We start from the raw sequence: 15,283 nt of genomic DNA on the forward strand, positions 1-15,283 counted from the left end.
CGATCAATGGCGTTGATCGTAACAAGCGAGGCCACCTCATGAGCCAGTCATCAGTCCCGTTCCTGTTCATGCGTGGCGGCACGTCTCGCGGACCATATTTCCAACGCGCAGACCTGCCAGAAGATCTGGAAGACCTTTCAAAGGTTTTGACCGCAGTTGTGGGTGCCGGGCATTCCCTCAATATCGATGGTATCGGTGGAGGAGCAGCCGTCACCACAAAGGTTGCGATGCTGTCCAAGTCACAAGACAACTGGGCTGATGTCGACTACTTCTTTGCTCAGGTGAAGGTTGATGAAGAAGAGGTCGATTTCAAACCGACCTGCGGAAATATCCTGTATGGTGTTGGTCCTGCGGCAATTGAAATGGGACTGGTCGAACCGCAAGGTGACGAAACGCGCGTCCGCATTCATGCCGTGAATACCGGCGCACGGGTGGAAGCCATTTTGCAGACACCTGGCGGTGTCCTGACCTATGAAGGGGAAGCCAGAATTGATGGGGTCCCAGGGACAGCTGCCCCGATCCTATTGAATTTCATGGATGTGGTGGGCTCGGCCACAGGCAAGCTGTTTCCGACGGGCTCGCCCTCAGATATGATCGAAGGTCACGTTGTTACCTGCATAGATGTTGCTATGCCCATGGTGATTGGCAAAGCAGAAGATTTCGGCATATCCGGCTACGAGACCCGCGAGGAGCTCGATGCCAATTCAGAGCTCATGGCTCGAATAGAGAAAGCCCGAATTGCAGCCGGCGAAAAGATGGGCATGGGTGACGTTTCCAAGTCCGTGACACCAAAATTTGCCTTGCTTGCCCCTGCTCGCTCCGGAGGAACGATTTCGGCGCGGTATTTCATGCCTTGGCAATGCCATCCGACCATGGCTGTGTCTGGTGCGCAATGCATATCGTCCTGTACCTTGTGCCCCGGAACGATAGCAGAAGGCATGGCAGCACTCCCTGAAGATATCCCGGCCCAAATGCTGATCGAACACCCCTCCGGCGAAATCGGCGTGACAGTCGACTATGAAAACGGAGCGAATGGGTTTGACATCAAGTCTGCTGGCCTTCTGCGCACGGCCCGCCTTCTTGCCTCCGGCGATTTGATGGTTCCAGCAAAAGCACTGACCTAACCACTGCCCCACGCAGAATGTACGACGCTGCTCTGAAAGGTGCCTCATGAAACTGGCAATTCTGGACGACTATTTCGACACGCTCAGAACCCTGCCGTGTTTTGAAAAGCTTCATGCTCACGACGTCACAGTCTTCACCGATCATGTTCAGGAGACAAATGCCCTTGTTGAGCGGCTCTTGCCATTCGAAGGCGTGGTTCTGTTTCGCGAACGCACAAAAATTTCAGGTGAATTGCTGGATAGATTGCCCAATCTCAAGCTGATCAGTCAACGCAGCGGATATCCGCATGTTGACGTTGAATGCTGCACGCGCAATGGCATTCTCTTGTGCTCCAACATGCATGCGGGAACACCCTCTTTTGCAGCAGCGGAACATACTTGGGCCCTTATATTAGCAAGTGCACGCCAAATCCCTGCGCAAATGGCCTCGCTACAGTCCGGCAATTGGCAAATGGGGGTCGGCAAAACGCTGAGTGGTCGCAAGCTGGGTATTTACGGATATGGCCGGATCGGGAAAGCGATCACCAACTACGGCAAAGCCTTCGGAATGGACGTTTCCTTCTGGGCCTCAAGTGCGTCACGCGAACGTGCGGTTGCCGATGGCGAAAAGGTCGCCGCAAGCCGGGAAGCGTTTTTCGGTGAAAACGATGTCGTGACACTTCATGTCCGGCTCCATCCAACAACCCGCGGACTGATCAAGGCGGAAGACCTGGCGTTGATGAAACCGACCTCGATTTTCGTCAACACATCTCGGGCAGGCCTGATTGAATCCGGAGCTCTTCTGTCGGCTTTGAATGAAGGACGTCCTGGAGCCGCGGCCATTGATGTCTTCGACAATGAACCCCTCACGAACCCCAACGATCCGCTGGTCAACCATCCGAATGTTGTAGCCACACCGCATATCGGCTTTGTCACCGAAGACGAATTTGATCTGCAGTTTGCCGACATTTTTGATCAGGTCGTCGCCTTTGAAAAAGGCGCGCCAATTAACATTATCAATCCGGAAGTCTGGACGTAAAATTTAGAAGGTTGTCCCGTTCGCGGGAAAGGCGCGCGTGTTCAGCACACGCGCGCAGATGCATCATGACAAGTGGTGAACTTCTTGCAGGCCATAGACCGGTGTTGGAATGCCTTCCATGCGCGCCTTGATCTGCAAGCTCAAGAACTGGGAGTAATGCCGCGACTGATGCAAGTTACCGCCATGCATCCAGAGAGCTGGAACCTGCGTCGGCTTCCACATGTTGCGCTGTTCACCTTCCCAGGGGCCCGGATCCTTGGTTGTGTCGGAGCCAAGCCCCCACACCTTACCCAATTTATCGGCGTTCTCCTGCCCCATAAGATCGGCTACCCATCCGTTCATGGAATTGTAGCCAGTGGCATAGACAATCACGTCAGCGTCCAGATGAGTTCCGTCATCAAGAACCACTCCGGTTTCGTCAAGCTCGACAACCTGTCCACGCTTCAGCTTGATTTCCCCATCGATTATCAGCTGGCTTGCTCCGATATCGATGTAATATCCAGACCCACGCCGGAGATATTTCATGAAGAGGCCGGAGTCATCATCGCCCCAATCCAGCCAAAAGCCAGCCTTTTCAAGCCCCTCATAGAACTCAGCATCCCGTTTTTTCATTTCTGTGTAAGCCGGGATTTGGAATTCATGCAGGATCGCATACGGCAAGGAAGCGAAGATGAGATCTGCCTTTTCGGTGGTCACACCATTGGCAACTGCTTCTTCCGAATAAAGCGCCCCAAGGCCCACCTCCATTAATGTGTCCGACCGCACGATATGCGTGGAAGACCGCTGAACCATCGTCACATCGACATCATGTTCCCAAAGCGCCGCACAGATATCGTGGGCCGAATTGTTCGAACCAACGACAACTGCTTTTTTGCCGCGATAAGCGTCCGGCCCAGGGTGTTTGGAAGAGTGATGCTGGTCACCTTTGAATTTCTCCATACCCGGAAACTCAGGCATCCGAGCCTTGCCGGACATGCCCGTTGCCATGACAAGTTGCTTTGGCTTCAGAACAACCTCTTCGCCGTCCCGGTCGACCACAATGGTCCATTCACCGCTGGCTTCGTCGTAGCTTGCTGACTTTGCCGTGGTTTTTGACCAGTAGTTCAGTTCCATCACCTTCGTGTACATTTCCAGCCAGTCGCCAATCTTGTCCTTGGGACTGAATACCGGCCAATTCTCCGGAAACTTGATGTAGGGCAGGTGGTCGTACCAGACAGGGTCATGCAGGCAGAGTGACTTGTAACGCTTGCGCCAACTGTCGCCGGGCCGGTCGTTCCTTTCGACAATAATCGTTGGCACATCCAATTGACGCAGACGTGCGCCCAAAGCGATACCGCCTTGTCCACCACCGATAATGACGCAGTAAGGCTGAGTAGTGTATCCAAGCTCGGCCTCTTCCCGCTGTCGCTCTTCGAGCCATGTGGTTCGCTTTTTACCCGCGCCGTGTTTCGCTCCAAGCGGTCGAGCCGATCCCTTCGGTTCTTCATGACCTTTCAACTCAACCATCGTGGTCAGCAAGGTCCAGATTTTGCCCTCTTTCAGACGGATCAATCCGTAGCCTCGCGCCACTTTGGTCTCAAACTGGATCCAGGCTGTCGTGACGCCCCCCTCTTCCGTTGGCTCTTCGCCATCGGCAACTGTCCAGTTTTCCGGCTTTATGGTGGCAAGTTGGTGCTTGAGCATGCCCGCGACTTGCTCTTTACCCTCAACGGTTTTGAGGTTCCAGGTGAAGGTCACCAGGTCACGCCAGTAACAATCGTCCAGAAACAGATTGCTGGCCGCGTCGATGTCGCCAGTTTCAAGAGCCTGACCAAACTTGTCCAGAAAACCCTGAACCTGACCAGTCAATGTTGTGTCCAGCATGTATTCCTCCCAATGAAAATTCTCGCTAGATCGCAAGACGATATTCCGGGGAGTTTCAGGCGGGCGCCAATGAATATGTGAGTTTAAGCCTAAACTGGGAAAATTACTCAGGTCGGTGTTGCACACGCAACAAGGCGCAACAGCTGCTCAACGGATTAGCCGGGGGGAACCAGACCGCTTTTTCGCACCCAGCGCAGCACAGTTGAACGATTAACGCCGAGTCTGCGGGCGACTTGCGACATATTCCATTGGCAGGCCAGCAGCAACTCTTCAAGGTCTTGTTTCGGCCCTAGCCCCTCCGCCTGCTTGTCCGCAGAATTCGGCAGATCGGGCACATCGATGACCCGCCCTTCCGCCATGGCAACGGCAGCTTCAAGTGTATGAACAAGTTCTCGAATATTCCCGGGCCAGGGTCGCCCGGCCAGCTCAATTCGGGCTGCAGGTGAAAGGCGCACGTCTTCTGGCGCGTGCCAGCGGTTCAAGCGGTCCAGCAGCCACTCGAAGTCTCTGCGTAAACGCAAGGAGGGCACATCAAGCCTTGCGCCGAGAAGTCGGTAAATCAGATCGCTGCGAAGAGCCTTTTTGCTTCCATCAAAATGTGGTCCGATTGACGAGATGAACCGGAGATCCTTTCGAACATCAAGCAACCACAAGAGCGCGTCTTGAGCCTCCCGGTTCAGGTCCTCCATCCCACGCAGGAAGACGGTTCCCGGCTTCACCTCCAAAAGCGACTTGACCGTGCTGGCGTTTAACCCGGCACACCGAATGGCATTAAAACTGCCGCGCTCGCCCCCAGACACATGAATGGCACGCGCCAGATATTCCTTGCCTGTTCCCGTTTCTCCGGAAATTGCGATTGGCACATTCGTCCGCGCAAGTTTCCATGCACGGTGCGCCAATCGCTCCATTTCAGGATCTGGACCGCCAATGTTTGCCAATGCGCCCAAGCGGGCCTTGAGAGGTGCTCGTGGTGAGATTGGCGCAGCTTGCGGCGCAATCGCGTGACCGAACAGCGCACGGCCATCTTTCAATCGAAGGACACGTTCTTCTGTCGGCCTGCCGCGCGTCAACTCCGGAAGGTCATCCAAAGAAAATTCAAGCAGATCTTCAATATGATAACCAATGAGCGGGCCTTCTCGATTTGGAGCCAAATTCTCAGCTCCCTTCGTCATGCCGATGATGCGTCCGGAGCTATCCAGTGTGATAGCAGCTTCAGGATCAACATCAAGAAACTCCGGAGACGTTGAAAACCTCAACACCCAATCACGGCGGCTAGAGGCCATGAGGTTCGCCATTTCAACCCGCCGAGCTGATGCGGAGACAAGCGACAAAGCAAGGTTTTGGCTTGTCTTGGGGCTTGGCGAGCGAAGCAGCGAAATGTCCAACACAGCCGCCAATTGTCCGCACGTGTCATAGATTGGCGCCGATGTGCAGGACAAGGGCGTATGAGCCAGACCGAAATGATCCGCCTGATGGATCGTCAAGGCTTGCCCGGTAACCAGACACGATCCAACACCGCAAGTCCCAGCTAAATTTTCAGACCAGTCCGACCCAAGATAAAGTCCTGCTCGGCGAAGCTCATCCTCAAAACTCGTGTCACCAAAAAAGTCCACACAGACGCCCTTGGCGTCAGCCAGGAGCAGCACATAATTTTGACCAGCCACCTGCCGGAAGAGGCTCTGAAGACCGGACCGGGCAATAGCGATAAGCCGTTCAGACTGCTCCCTGTGTTCGCGCAGCCGTGTCTCTGACACGATGTGAGCGGGCTCGGGTCGTGTTGGGTCCATGCCGTAGTTTTCCACGCACCGACGCCAACTTTCCGCAACGAGCATATCACGGCCCGTTTCTTCTCCGTTCAAAACACGGTCGATCTCGGTAACATGATCCCTATCGCGCATCATACTCTCCCCCGACCGAAGAGTATACGTAACGTCATCCATGATAAAAGTAGGACTTTACGCCAGTTTTTAGCCCCGCGTTGAACCTGCACCCAGCCAAGGTCAGCTCCCCGCGCCTCTCACAATCGAGTTGCCTGCCACCGCTCGAACGAGCCTCAAATAAAATGCTGCCAAAGACGCAAAATCCGTTGTTTCCTCTGCGTTCAGTTTGTTGAAATCATACCTCCATCGGGTGATTTGCACTTGGACAGAGAAGGACACAGGGATGAAGGTCGGATTTATCGGATTGGGCAATGTCGGCGGCAAGCTGTCTGGCTCGTTGCTGCGCAACGGCGTTGACCTCATGGTGTACGATCTCAACCCGGATCTGGTGGCAGGGCTTTCAAACAACGGCGCTCAGGCTGGTGAGAGCCTCGCACACATGATGCGCATTTGTGATGTCGTGATTACCTGCCTGCCTTCTCCCTCTGCCTCTGATGCCGTCATGCAGGAGATGCTGCCGGAAGTGCAAGAAGGCAAAATCTGGCTCGAAATGTCCACCACGGACGAGGCCGAGGTCAAACGACTTGGTCATTTGGTGATTGACAGTGGCGGCGATGCTGTCGATTGCCCGGTATCTGGCGGATGCCACAGGGCTGCAACCGGTAATATCGCCATTTTTGCCGGGTGCAAACGCGATACATTCGACCGTGTCTTACCCCTCTTGACCAAGATGGGAAGACGAATTTTGCATACTGGGGACTTGGGAACAGCCTCGGTTCTGAAAGTCATCACGAATTATTTGGCGACCGCAAATCTGATTTCCTGTTCAGAAGCTCTGGTGACTGCGAAAGCTGCCGGAATGGATCTGAACACCGCCTATGAAGCCATCAAGATCAGTTCAGGCACCAGTTTCGTTCATGAAACCGAAAGCCAAGTCATCCTGAATGGCTCGCGTGACATCTCCTTCACGATGGATTTGGTGAAGAAAGACATTGGCCTTTTTCAGGCGGTTGCCGATCGTGCCGGTGTGCCACTTGAGATGAACCCGTTGATGATCCAGATTTTTGATGACGCAATCCAGCGCTATGGTGAGCGAGAACTCTCACCTAACATTATCAGGCGGCTGGAAGATGCCACTGGCCTCGACATTCGCGCTCCCGGTTTTCCAGCCGAAATGACCGACGATGAACCCGAAGAACCCGGCTACGAAGTTGTTCCACCCGGACGAAACTAGACTGTAGCAGGAGGGAACACCCCTCATCTTTTGAACGGCGGACGGACCTTCATCTCCTGAAAGTCCTCAAGCCCAAACATACCGCCTTCGCGCCCGTTGCCGGATTGCTTAAAACCTCCGAAGGGTGAGCCATACCCCGCATCACAGCCGTTGATGTGAATTCCACCGGCGCGCAGCTGGCCTGCGACCCGTTCTGCCCGCACCTCATCACCTGTTTGGATATATGCGGCCAACCCATATTCCGTGTCGTTTGCCAGCTGGATTGCTTCCTCTTCACTGTCAAACGGCATCATCACAAGAACGGGACCAAAAATCTCCTGCCTCGCAATATGCATGTCCGGCGTAACATCCGCAAAGATGGTTGGCTTCACGTACCAACCTTCTTCAAAGCCCTCCGGCTTGCCAAGTCCGCCAACCAAAAGCCGGGCACCTTCATCAATTCCGGCCTGAATTAGCTTTTGAACCCGGGAAAATTGGATTTCATCAAAAAGCGGACCGATATGTTCACCTTCCTCAGATGGGAGGCCGACTTTTTGAGCGCCTCCTGCCTGCTCAGCAAGGTCCAATGCCCGTTCATAGCAACTGCGCTCTACCAGCATGCGCGTCGGCGCATCGCAGGACTGGCCAGTGTTGTAAAAACAGCCTGCAACTCCTTCTGCGATCCGCGCCTCAAGATCACAATCTGCAAAAACGAGATTAGGCGACTTCCCCCCCAGCTCCAGTGCAACGCGTTTGACCGTATCGGCAGCATCCTTTGTCACCGCGATGCCCGCACGCGTTGATCCGGTGAACGACATCATCGCCACATCCGGGTGGCGAGACAGTGCCGCGCCCACCGTTGGACCGTCACCGTAGACGAGATTGAAAACACCCGCGGGATAGCCTGCCTCGTGAACAATCTCCGCATAAATCTGGGCTGAGAGTGGCGTGTGCTCTGACGGTTTCAAAACGCATGTTGAGCCACTCGCCAGTGCTGGCACCACCTTGAGTGCAATCTGGTTGATGGGCCAGTTCCAGGGCGTGATGAGGCCGCACACGCCAATCGGTTCTCGTGTCAGGATATCACCGTTTGGAAGTGTCTCACGCTCGTCCTGTTGCTCCATTGCCTTGATGAACCATTCAAGATGCCCCACCCCACTGTCGGCCTGCGCCTCCCGCGACATGGTAATTGGCGCGCCCATTTCCATCGAGATCGCCTGAGCCAAATCTTCCAGCCGCTTTTTGGTGATATCCAGCAGAGTATGAAGTCGCTTAAGGCGTTCCGCTTTTGAGGTTTTTGAATAGGTCGCGAAGGCTGTCTTGGCTGCTGCGACGGCTCGATCGACATCTTGGCTGTTTCCAAGCGACACAATCCCGATCTGCTGGTTCTTGGCCGGGTTCATAATCGGCATTGTTTTTTCGGAAAGGGAGTTGACCCATTGCCCGTCAATATAAAACGCGTCGAGTGTCTTCATCTCATTCAAGTCTCGTGTTTTTCCAACAGGGTTGGGTAGGTTCAAGGGACAACAGGCTCGTAAGCCATATCCAAGTGGAGCTCAGGGCCCGTGTAGGGGTTCTCGGCGATAAAGGCGTCATTCAATGTAACGCCAAGTCCGGGCTCCTGCGGCGGAATGATATATCCATTTTGCCAGTCAAACCTCTTGGAAACTGGAGACATGTAGGGTCCATCGAACGTGCCAATGCTCTCTAAAATCAGGAAATTAGGGCTGCAGGTCGCGATCTGGATATTGGCTGCGGCCACGACAGGTCCGCAATACAGATGGGGTGCGATCTGCGCCTGACGCGTCTCTGCCATCCCGGCAATTTTCTTCGCCTCCAAAAGCCCACCGACCCGGCCCAGATCCATCTGCAGAATGGAAGCTGCTCCTGTTTCCAGAACTCTGGCAAACTCATGCTTGCTACAGAGCCGTTCACCTGTTGCAACCGGAATGGTCGTTGATCTCGCAATTTCTGCCATATCACTGGGGTTTTCGGGCGTTGTCGGCTCTTCAAACCAAAGCGGATCATATTTCTCCAAACGCCGCGCCATACGCTTGGCACCGGAGACTGTAAATTGACCGTGCGTTCCGAATAATAGATCCGCCCGCGTTCCCACCGCTTCTCGAATGATCTTGCAGAACTGTTCGCTTCTCTCAAGATCTTCCAGCCGAGGTTGGTGACCGTCATAAATGGTGTAAGGCCCTGCCGGGTCAAATTTCACCGCCGTGAAGCCGCGCTCGACCATCTGAACTGCAACATCTGCCGCAAGAAATGGATCGTTGTAGACATTTGCCGTCTCAGGGTCCGGATATACGTCTCCTTCAGGCGGATAAAGATAGGTATAGGTGCGAAGCCGCTCGTGAACTTTGCCGCCCAGAAGTTCATAAACAGGCTTGTCCGCCGCTTTGCCGATGATGTCCCAACACGCCATTTCCAGCCCGCTGAGAACCCCCATCACCGTCACATCCGGGCGCTGCGTGAAGCCAGCACCATAGGTGCGGCGCCAAAGCCGCTCGATATGATGTGGATCACTTCCTGCGAAATGACGCTCGAAAACATCCACGGCCATCGTTGCGCATAGGCTTGGTCCGAATGTCGCGTTGTAGATCTCCCCGACACCGCTGATGCCGCAGGCGGTCGTCAGGCGCAGGAAAATGAAGTATCGGCCGCCGTGACGGGGAGGAGGGTTGGCAACAACAAAAGTCTCAATCTTTTCAAGCTGCATTGTGTTCTCCCGCATAGGCATTTTTTGCATCTTCGAGAATGAGATCAGCCGCCCGAAGGGCCAGCATCAGGGTTGGCGCATTTGTATTCCCGGATGTGATGTTGGGAAACGCAGACGCATCCACAACACGAAGCCGCGACATTCCATGCACTCTCAATCGATGATCCAGCACTGAAGCAGACGCGTCCCGGCCCATCCGGCAGGTACAAGTAGGGTGAAAATTGGTAGTGGCATGATTGCGAAACGCTTCCAGCCGTTCTTCATCACTCATCCGTGTAATGTCTTCCCCCTTCAACGCCTTGGTGACAGCTTTCAATGTTGGTGTCGACGCCAGTTTCCCAAGCCACCGAACCGCTTTGATTGCGTCGACGCGATCTTTGTTGGTAGAGAGTGAATTGGGTTGAATACTGGGCGCATGCGTCGGGTCTGGAGAAGTGATCTTGATCTGGCCACGACTGGTTGGTCGACATGGCTGAACGCTCAGCAAAAATCCTGGCGCTTGATCAATAACTGGCATGCCGTCAGAGCGCACGGAATAGGAAGCCGGGTTGCAATAGACCTGCAAATCCGGTGTCTCAATATCCGTGTGAGACCGCACAAAACCACCCACTTGATTGACCGGCACGCTCAATGGGCCCCGGCGTGTGGCGAGATACTGAATACCAGCAAGCATTTGCCCCAACCGTCCGGACAGACGCGAATTGAGCGTTGGCACATTTGCTTCAAAATAACGGGTAAAAGTCAGGTGATCCTGCAGCCCTTGCCCCACTTCGGGAAGATCACGCACCACCTCCACGCCAACTGAATTTAAATGAGCTCCGGCACCTACTCCGGAAAGCTGCAGGAGCTGCGGAGAGTTTACGGCACCAGCGCTCAAGATCACCTCACAGCGGGCAGTCGCATTGAGGACCTGACCTTTATGACGATATCGAACGCCAATAGCGCAACGGCCTTCAAAGGCAATCCCTTCTACAAGTGCATGGGTCCGAAGTTGAACGCGGCCACGCGCAAGCGCCGGACGGAGAAAAGCGTCAGCAGACGACCATCTTCGACCTCTGCGCACTGTGCTTTGGAACCTCGTCATTCCTTCCGAACATGCGCCATTCATGGTCTCAAGGACAGGAACTCCCAAGTCCCGGGCAGCTTCCAGAAACCGATCAGAAAATGGATGCATTTCCGCGCGAAGGTCCGCAACCGAACACGACCCAATTCCGCCGGATCCATTTTGGTCATGCAGCGTTCCTTGCGTCTTGCCTTCCAACCGCTCAAAGGTTGGAAAAACGGACGCAGCATTCCACCCGTTTGCTCCGGCAGCTTCCCAATCTTCAAAATCTTGAGCCAGCCCGCGGACATAGGCCATAGCATTGATTGAGCCGGACCCGCCCACGACACGCCCTCTGGGCCAATAGAGTTCGCGGCCGTTCAGCCCTTCATCCTTGTCTGCGGTGTACCGCCAGTTAACCTCAGGATCATAAAACGTAAATGCATATCCAAGCGGCAGCTTGATCCAGAAGCAATTGTCTGACCCACCAGCCTCCAGCACCAGTAAAGTGTAGCGGCCATCCGCGCTCAACCGATCTGCGAGAATGCATCCGGCAGAACCAGCTCCTACAATGATAAAATCGAACTCTTGTGCACCCACGGCTGCGATCTCGGCTGAAGGAACGATCTTCCGCTACGATGCATCTCCACGAAGCTTTAAAACAAACAACGGTTTTATTTGCTGACACCCAATTTTTTTTAAACCAGACTAGGTCTAGGATCCTAAGACGCCGCGATTTGAAACACGCGCCTTTCGGCTGGAGAGCAAGCTAATGTCCCAATTGCCTCATGTCACTTGGCTTCGCGCATTTGACTCTGCCGCAAGGCACAGCAGTTTTTCAGCTGCAGCAGAAGAGCTGAATCTGACACCCGCTGCCGTGAGCCAACAAATCAAGCTGTTGGAAAATTATCTGAACGCACAATTGTTTACCCGACTGCCACGGGGTGTCGAGCTGACAGATATCGGCCATGCCTACGCGCAACCAATCAGGCGATCTTTCACAGAAATCCAACAGGCGACCAGCAATCTCTTTTCCGCAAAACGTAGAAAAATCGTGCGAGTGCACGCTTCAATCAGTTATGGCGCGCTGGTATTGGCCCCGCATTTCTCAGCCTTTCACGATGCATTTCCAGATATAGAACTGCAGATGACCACAGCCGTCTGGAATGGCCGGATTGATGATGACGCAGTCGATGTTGAAATCCGATACGGCTATGGCGACTGGTCAGATGGTGAGATCCACCATCTTGGGCATCGTCTTGGAGAAGTCGTCTGTCCGCCTCAGCTCTTAAAGTCATTCTCCAATACGCCAACTCTGGCGGAGCTTGCAAAACACGCCATCCAGATCATCGGCTCGGAGGCTGATTGGTCGCAGATGTTTGCCCTTACAGACGAAGAAGTGCCTTCAACTCTTGGCACCATTAAAGCAGATTCATCACTGACTGCGCTCCAGATCATGTCCGGCGGCAGTGGTTCAGCCATCGTGTCTGAGGAATTTTCCAAACGCTATATCGAGCAAGGTCTGCTTGCTTCTCCGCTGCCACTTCGACTTCCCCTCACCAGAAGCTTTTTCTTGGTTTTGAGAGGCTCAACCAATCAGCGAAGCGAAGTCTTAGAGTTCCGCGACTGGCTTTTGTCACATCATCTCAGCTGAGAGCCAGCGGCTACAAGGGCCACAAATTGAGCAGAATATGCTGTGACGAGAAGCTCCATTCGGGCTTCTAAACTCATTGCTTCCTGTCTTAATTCAAAGCCAAGCATCCCACATTTATCTCAAATACTTCAGATCTTTAAAGGAAAAACGTCTTTTGGACAGGTGTTTGGGTGCGCTCGTCTCATCCTCCGGCATCCCAAAATTTTCTTGACCCTACGTAATTTTGTCTGCAATATTTTTCAATATCGAATTTTTTTGCAGAGTGCCGAGATGGGTTTGATCAAACCAGAAGCGAAATCAGATACCGATGTAGCTGCGCGCGCAGCTTGGCTTCACTTTATCGGCGGTCTAACCCAAGGCGAGGTTGCAAAGCACCTGAATGTCACCAACACCCGGGCTCACCGGTTGATCGCCCGCGCCCAAGCCGATGGCCTCGTGCAAATTTTCGTGGATGTTGAAGCAACCGAGTGTGTGGCGCTTGAGCGCCAACTGATGGAACGGTTCGGACTGAATTTCTGTCGAGTTGCCATGGAGGTGCCTGAAACCGGGCCTCTTCCTTTGAGGTCCTTAGCGGTCGTCGGCGCACAGTATCTGATGGAAGCGGCAAGCGGTGCGCGCCACAAAATCATTGGCATTGGAAATGGTCGAACACTGACAGCTTCAGTCAATGCCATGGGGCGTGACCCGGTAGACGGCAAACAATTTGTATCCATGCTGGGCGGCTTGACCCGCTCTTTTGCCGCAAATCCTTATGACGTCATCTATCGCCTTGCGCAAAAAACCGGCGCCGACGCCCACCTTTTACCAGCACCGCTCTACGCAAATTCAGCAGAAGACAAAGCGGTGATGATGCAGCAATTCGGCATCGCCGACACGATGGCACTCATCGACAAGGCAACATTGGTCGTCTTGGGGATCGGTAGTCTGGAACCAGATATCGGCAGCATTCTCGACACAGCCACAGAGGATAAGGATCTCGCAACCGACCTGCGCAAACGAGGCGCGGTCGCCGAGCTTCTCGGACAGTTTGTTGATCGCGATGGCAATCAGATCTCCACACCACACGATGAAAGAGTAATGGCTCCGCCACTTGATAACCTGAAGGATCGGGATGTCGTTGCCATAGCAGCCGGCACCAACAAGGTCCCAGCCGTGCGTGCAGCTTTGCAGAGCGGATATTTGACCGGACTGCTGACAGACGAACTGACTGCAAAAACCCTCATAGAAGATCCGAACGGACGCTGAGTGAAACGACCAAGGGAGGAATTGGGAATGTATGATAAGGAAAAGGACGCAATAGGGGCCTTCTTGCGTGGGGAGATGGATCGCCGTTCTTTGATCCGCAGGCTCGGCGCACTGAGCGTTACAGCCGGTGCAGCGGGAACCCTTTATAATATGATGGCAACCAACGCTCAGGCTGCCGACTTCGATTGGAAAAAGCACTCTGGTAAAGGCATCAAGCTGCTTTTGAACAAGCACCCTTACACCGATGCGATGATCGCCAATCTCGATAACTTCAAACAATTGACCGGAATGGATGTCACCTACGACATCTTTCCCGAAGATGTTTATTTCGACAAGGTAACTGCCGCTCTATCATCCGGTTCAACCGAATATGATGCCTTTATGACCGGCGCCTACATGACCTGGACCTATGGCCCGGCAGGCTGGATCGTCGATCACAATGAATGGATCAATGATCCTGCCAAGACCAATCCGAACTACAATTGGGACGATATGCTTCCAGGTGTTCGCAAATCCTGCGCCTGGAACGGTGTGCCGGGTGGCGAACTCGGCTCTGATGACGCCAAACAGTGGTGTATTCCGTGGGGCTATGAGCAGAACAACCTGACTTATAACGCTGCCATGCTGGAAAAGGCGGGACTGGATGTTCCAACCAATCTGGACCAGATGCTGGAAGTGGCTGCAGCAGTGCAGGCTGCCAATGATGGCGTCTACGGCGTTGGTGTTCGCGGCTCCCGATCTTGGGCCACCATTCACCCGGGCTTCCTGTCAGCCTATGCCAATTTCGGCGAGGCTGATCTGACCAATGACGGCGGCAGCCTGTCTGCGGCAATGAACACGGCTGGCTCGAAAGAGTTCCACGCCAAATGGGTCAAGATGATCCAGGACAGTGGCGCAAGCGACTGGTCCAGCCACACCTGGTATCAGGTCGGCACAGACCTCGGCGCGGGCAAGTCAGCCATGATCTTTGATGCTGACATACTGGGCTACTTCATGAACGGCGGAGAAAATGCGATGGCGGGTCAATTGGCCTATGCCCCATTTGCCGCCAATCCGGAAGCCTCTGCTCCGACACCAAATATCTGGATCTGGTCGCTCGCCATGTCGAAGTTCTCCAAGGACCTTGATGCGACATGGTACTTCATGCAGTGGGCATCAGGTCCGGAACACGGCTTGTTTGGCGCAACTCAAATGGATTTCGTCAATCCAGTCCGTCAGTCGGTCTGGAACAGCGATATCTTCCGCGAGCGGCTCAACAAGAGCTATCCGGGCTACGTGGAGATGCATGATGTTTCCGCACCTGGTGCTAGCATCAAGTTTACTGCACAGCCTCTGTTCTTCGATTTGACAACAGAATGGGCAGCAACGCTCCAACAGATGGTTGCCAACGAAGTGCCTGTTGACGAAGGCCTTGATCAACTCGCTGACAGCATGAACTCCCAGCTTGCAGATGCAGGCCTGAGATAGGAGCAGCCTGTGGAGCACGCGGTCCCCTCCCCGTGTGCTCCACCCTTTCACC

The 15,283-nt window shown here is 54.1% G+C and carries 11 protein-coding genes; 6 read left to right on the forward strand and 5 right to left on the reverse strand.

The features are described 5' to 3' along the window. Nucleotides 1-38 precede the first annotated feature (38 nt). A complete protein-coding gene (locus tag TRICHSKD4_RS11420; protein WP_009467409.1) occupies nt 39-1,124 on the forward strand; it encodes a 4-oxalomesaconate tautomerase in 1,086 nt (361 codons plus the stop codon). 46 nt (nt 1,125-1,170) lie between these two features. After that, nucleotides 1,171-2,142: a D-2-hydroxyacid dehydrogenase family protein gene (locus TRICHSKD4_RS11425; protein ID WP_009467410.1), complete on the forward strand. Its 972-nt coding sequence runs from the start codon at nt 1,171-1,173 to the stop codon at nt 2,140-2,142. A 63-nt stretch (nt 2,143-2,205) separates the two neighbouring features. On the opposite strand, the gene TRICHSKD4_RS11430 is transcribed toward TRICHSKD4_RS11425, so the two are convergent. Together TRICHSKD4_RS11430 and TRICHSKD4_RS11435 are read right to left on the reverse strand one after the other, a co-directional pair. Then, nucleotides 2,206-4,005, reverse strand: a complete 1,800-nt coding sequence (locus tag TRICHSKD4_RS11430; protein WP_009467411.1) for an NAD(P)/FAD-dependent oxidoreductase — start codon at nt 4,003-4,005, stop codon at nt 2,206-2,208. 155 nt (nt 4,006-4,160) lie between these two features. Further along, a complete protein-coding gene (locus TRICHSKD4_RS11435) occupies nt 4,161-5,906 on the reverse strand; it encodes a sigma-54-dependent Fis family transcriptional regulator (protein WP_208993074.1) in 1,746 nt (581 codons plus the stop codon). A 262-nt stretch (nt 5,907-6,168) separates the two neighbouring features. Between TRICHSKD4_RS11435 and TRICHSKD4_RS11440 the strand changes: the two genes are divergently transcribed. Then, the gene (locus tag TRICHSKD4_RS11440) at nt 6,169-7,119 is read left to right on the forward strand and encodes an NAD(P)-dependent oxidoreductase (protein WP_009467413.1); all 951 of its coding nucleotides are present in this window, start codon (nt 6,169-6,171) and stop codon (nt 7,117-7,119) included. 23 nt (nt 7,120-7,142) lie between these two features. Here TRICHSKD4_RS11440 and TRICHSKD4_RS11445 read toward each other — a convergent pair whose 3' ends face one another. The 3 genes from TRICHSKD4_RS11445 to TRICHSKD4_RS11455 are packed head-to-tail and all read right to left on the reverse strand — an operon-like array spanning nt 7,143 to nt 11,465. Continuing rightward, nucleotides 7,143-8,573, reverse strand: coding sequence for an aldehyde dehydrogenase family protein (locus TRICHSKD4_RS11445; protein ID WP_040616761.1), 1,431 nt, complete (start codon nt 8,571-8,573; stop codon nt 7,143-7,145). Nucleotides 8,574-8,614: 41 nt separating this feature from the next. Next, nucleotides 8,615-9,823 carry a mandelate racemase/muconate lactonizing enzyme family protein gene (locus TRICHSKD4_RS11450; protein ID WP_009467415.1) on the reverse strand — a complete coding sequence of 403 codons (1,209 nt, stop codon included), beginning with the start codon at nt 9,821-9,823 and terminating at the stop codon, nt 8,615-8,617. Then, nucleotides 9,813-11,465: a GMC family oxidoreductase gene (locus TRICHSKD4_RS11455; protein ID WP_009467416.1), complete on the reverse strand. Its 1,653-nt coding sequence runs from the start codon at nt 11,463-11,465 to the stop codon at nt 9,813-9,815. Before TRICHSKD4_RS11455 ends, TRICHSKD4_RS11450 begins: the two co-directional genes overlap by 11 nt. Before the next feature lie 172 nt (nt 11,466-11,637). Between TRICHSKD4_RS11455 and TRICHSKD4_RS11460 the strand changes: the two genes are divergently transcribed. From TRICHSKD4_RS11460 to TRICHSKD4_RS11470, 3 genes are all read left to right on the forward strand, one after another. Then, the gene (locus TRICHSKD4_RS11460; RefSeq protein WP_009467418.1) at nt 11,638-12,519 is read left to right on the forward strand and encodes a LysR family transcriptional regulator; all 882 of its coding nucleotides are present in this window, start codon (nt 11,638-11,640) and stop codon (nt 12,517-12,519) included. A 270-nt stretch (nt 12,520-12,789) separates the two neighbouring features. Further along, nucleotides 12,790-13,764 carry a sugar-binding transcriptional regulator gene (locus tag TRICHSKD4_RS11465; protein WP_009467420.1) on the forward strand — a complete coding sequence of 325 codons (975 nt, stop codon included), beginning with the start codon at nt 12,790-12,792 and terminating at the stop codon, nt 13,762-13,764. Nucleotides 13,765-13,791: 27 nt separating this feature from the next. Continuing rightward, entirely contained in the window at nt 13,792-15,231 is a 1,440-nt protein-coding gene (locus TRICHSKD4_RS11470; protein ID WP_009467421.1) for an ABC transporter substrate-binding protein, read from the forward strand. The last annotated feature ends 52 nt before the right edge of the window (nt 15,232-15,283 follow it).

Origin of the sequence: Roseibium sp. TrichSKD4 (genome assembly GCF_000148725.1) — a bacterium.
Taxonomy (GTDB): domain Bacteria; phylum Pseudomonadota; class Alphaproteobacteria; order Rhizobiales; family Stappiaceae; genus Roseibium.

What these genes read in the sequence shown, in the direction of transcription:
- TRICHSKD4_RS11435 (WP_208993074.1), bottom strand. Translation starts at nt 5,906, where the DNA reads ATGATGCGCGATAGGGATCATGTTACCGAGATCGACCGTGTTTTGAAC.
- TRICHSKD4_RS11465 (WP_009467420.1), top strand. Translation starts at nt 12,790, where the DNA reads ATGGGTTTGATCAAACCAGAAGCGAAATCAGATACCGATGTAGCTGCG.
- TRICHSKD4_RS11450 (WP_009467415.1), bottom strand. Translation starts at nt 9,823, where the DNA reads ATGCAGCTTGAAAAGATTGAGACTTTTGTTGTTGCCAACCCTCCTCCC.
- TRICHSKD4_RS11430 (WP_009467411.1), bottom strand. Translation starts at nt 4,005, where the DNA reads ATGCTGGACACAACATTGACTGGTCAGGTTCAGGGTTTTCTGGACAAG.
- TRICHSKD4_RS11425 (WP_009467410.1), top strand. Translation starts at nt 1,171, where the DNA reads ATGAAACTGGCAATTCTGGACGACTATTTCGACACGCTCAGAACCCTG.
- TRICHSKD4_RS11420 (WP_009467409.1), top strand. Translation starts at nt 39, where the DNA reads ATGAGCCAGTCATCAGTCCCGTTCCTGTTCATGCGTGGCGGCACGTCT.
- TRICHSKD4_RS11445 (WP_040616761.1), bottom strand. Translation starts at nt 8,573, where the DNA reads ATGAAGACACTCGACGCGTTTTATATTGACGGGCAATGGGTCAACTCC.
- TRICHSKD4_RS11470 (WP_009467421.1), top strand. Translation starts at nt 13,792, where the DNA reads ATGTATGATAAGGAAAAGGACGCAATAGGGGCCTTCTTGCGTGGGGAG.
- TRICHSKD4_RS11440 (WP_009467413.1), top strand. Translation starts at nt 6,169, where the DNA reads ATGAAGGTCGGATTTATCGGATTGGGCAATGTCGGCGGCAAGCTGTCT.
- TRICHSKD4_RS11460 (WP_009467418.1), top strand. Translation starts at nt 11,638, where the DNA reads ATGTCCCAATTGCCTCATGTCACTTGGCTTCGCGCATTTGACTCTGCC.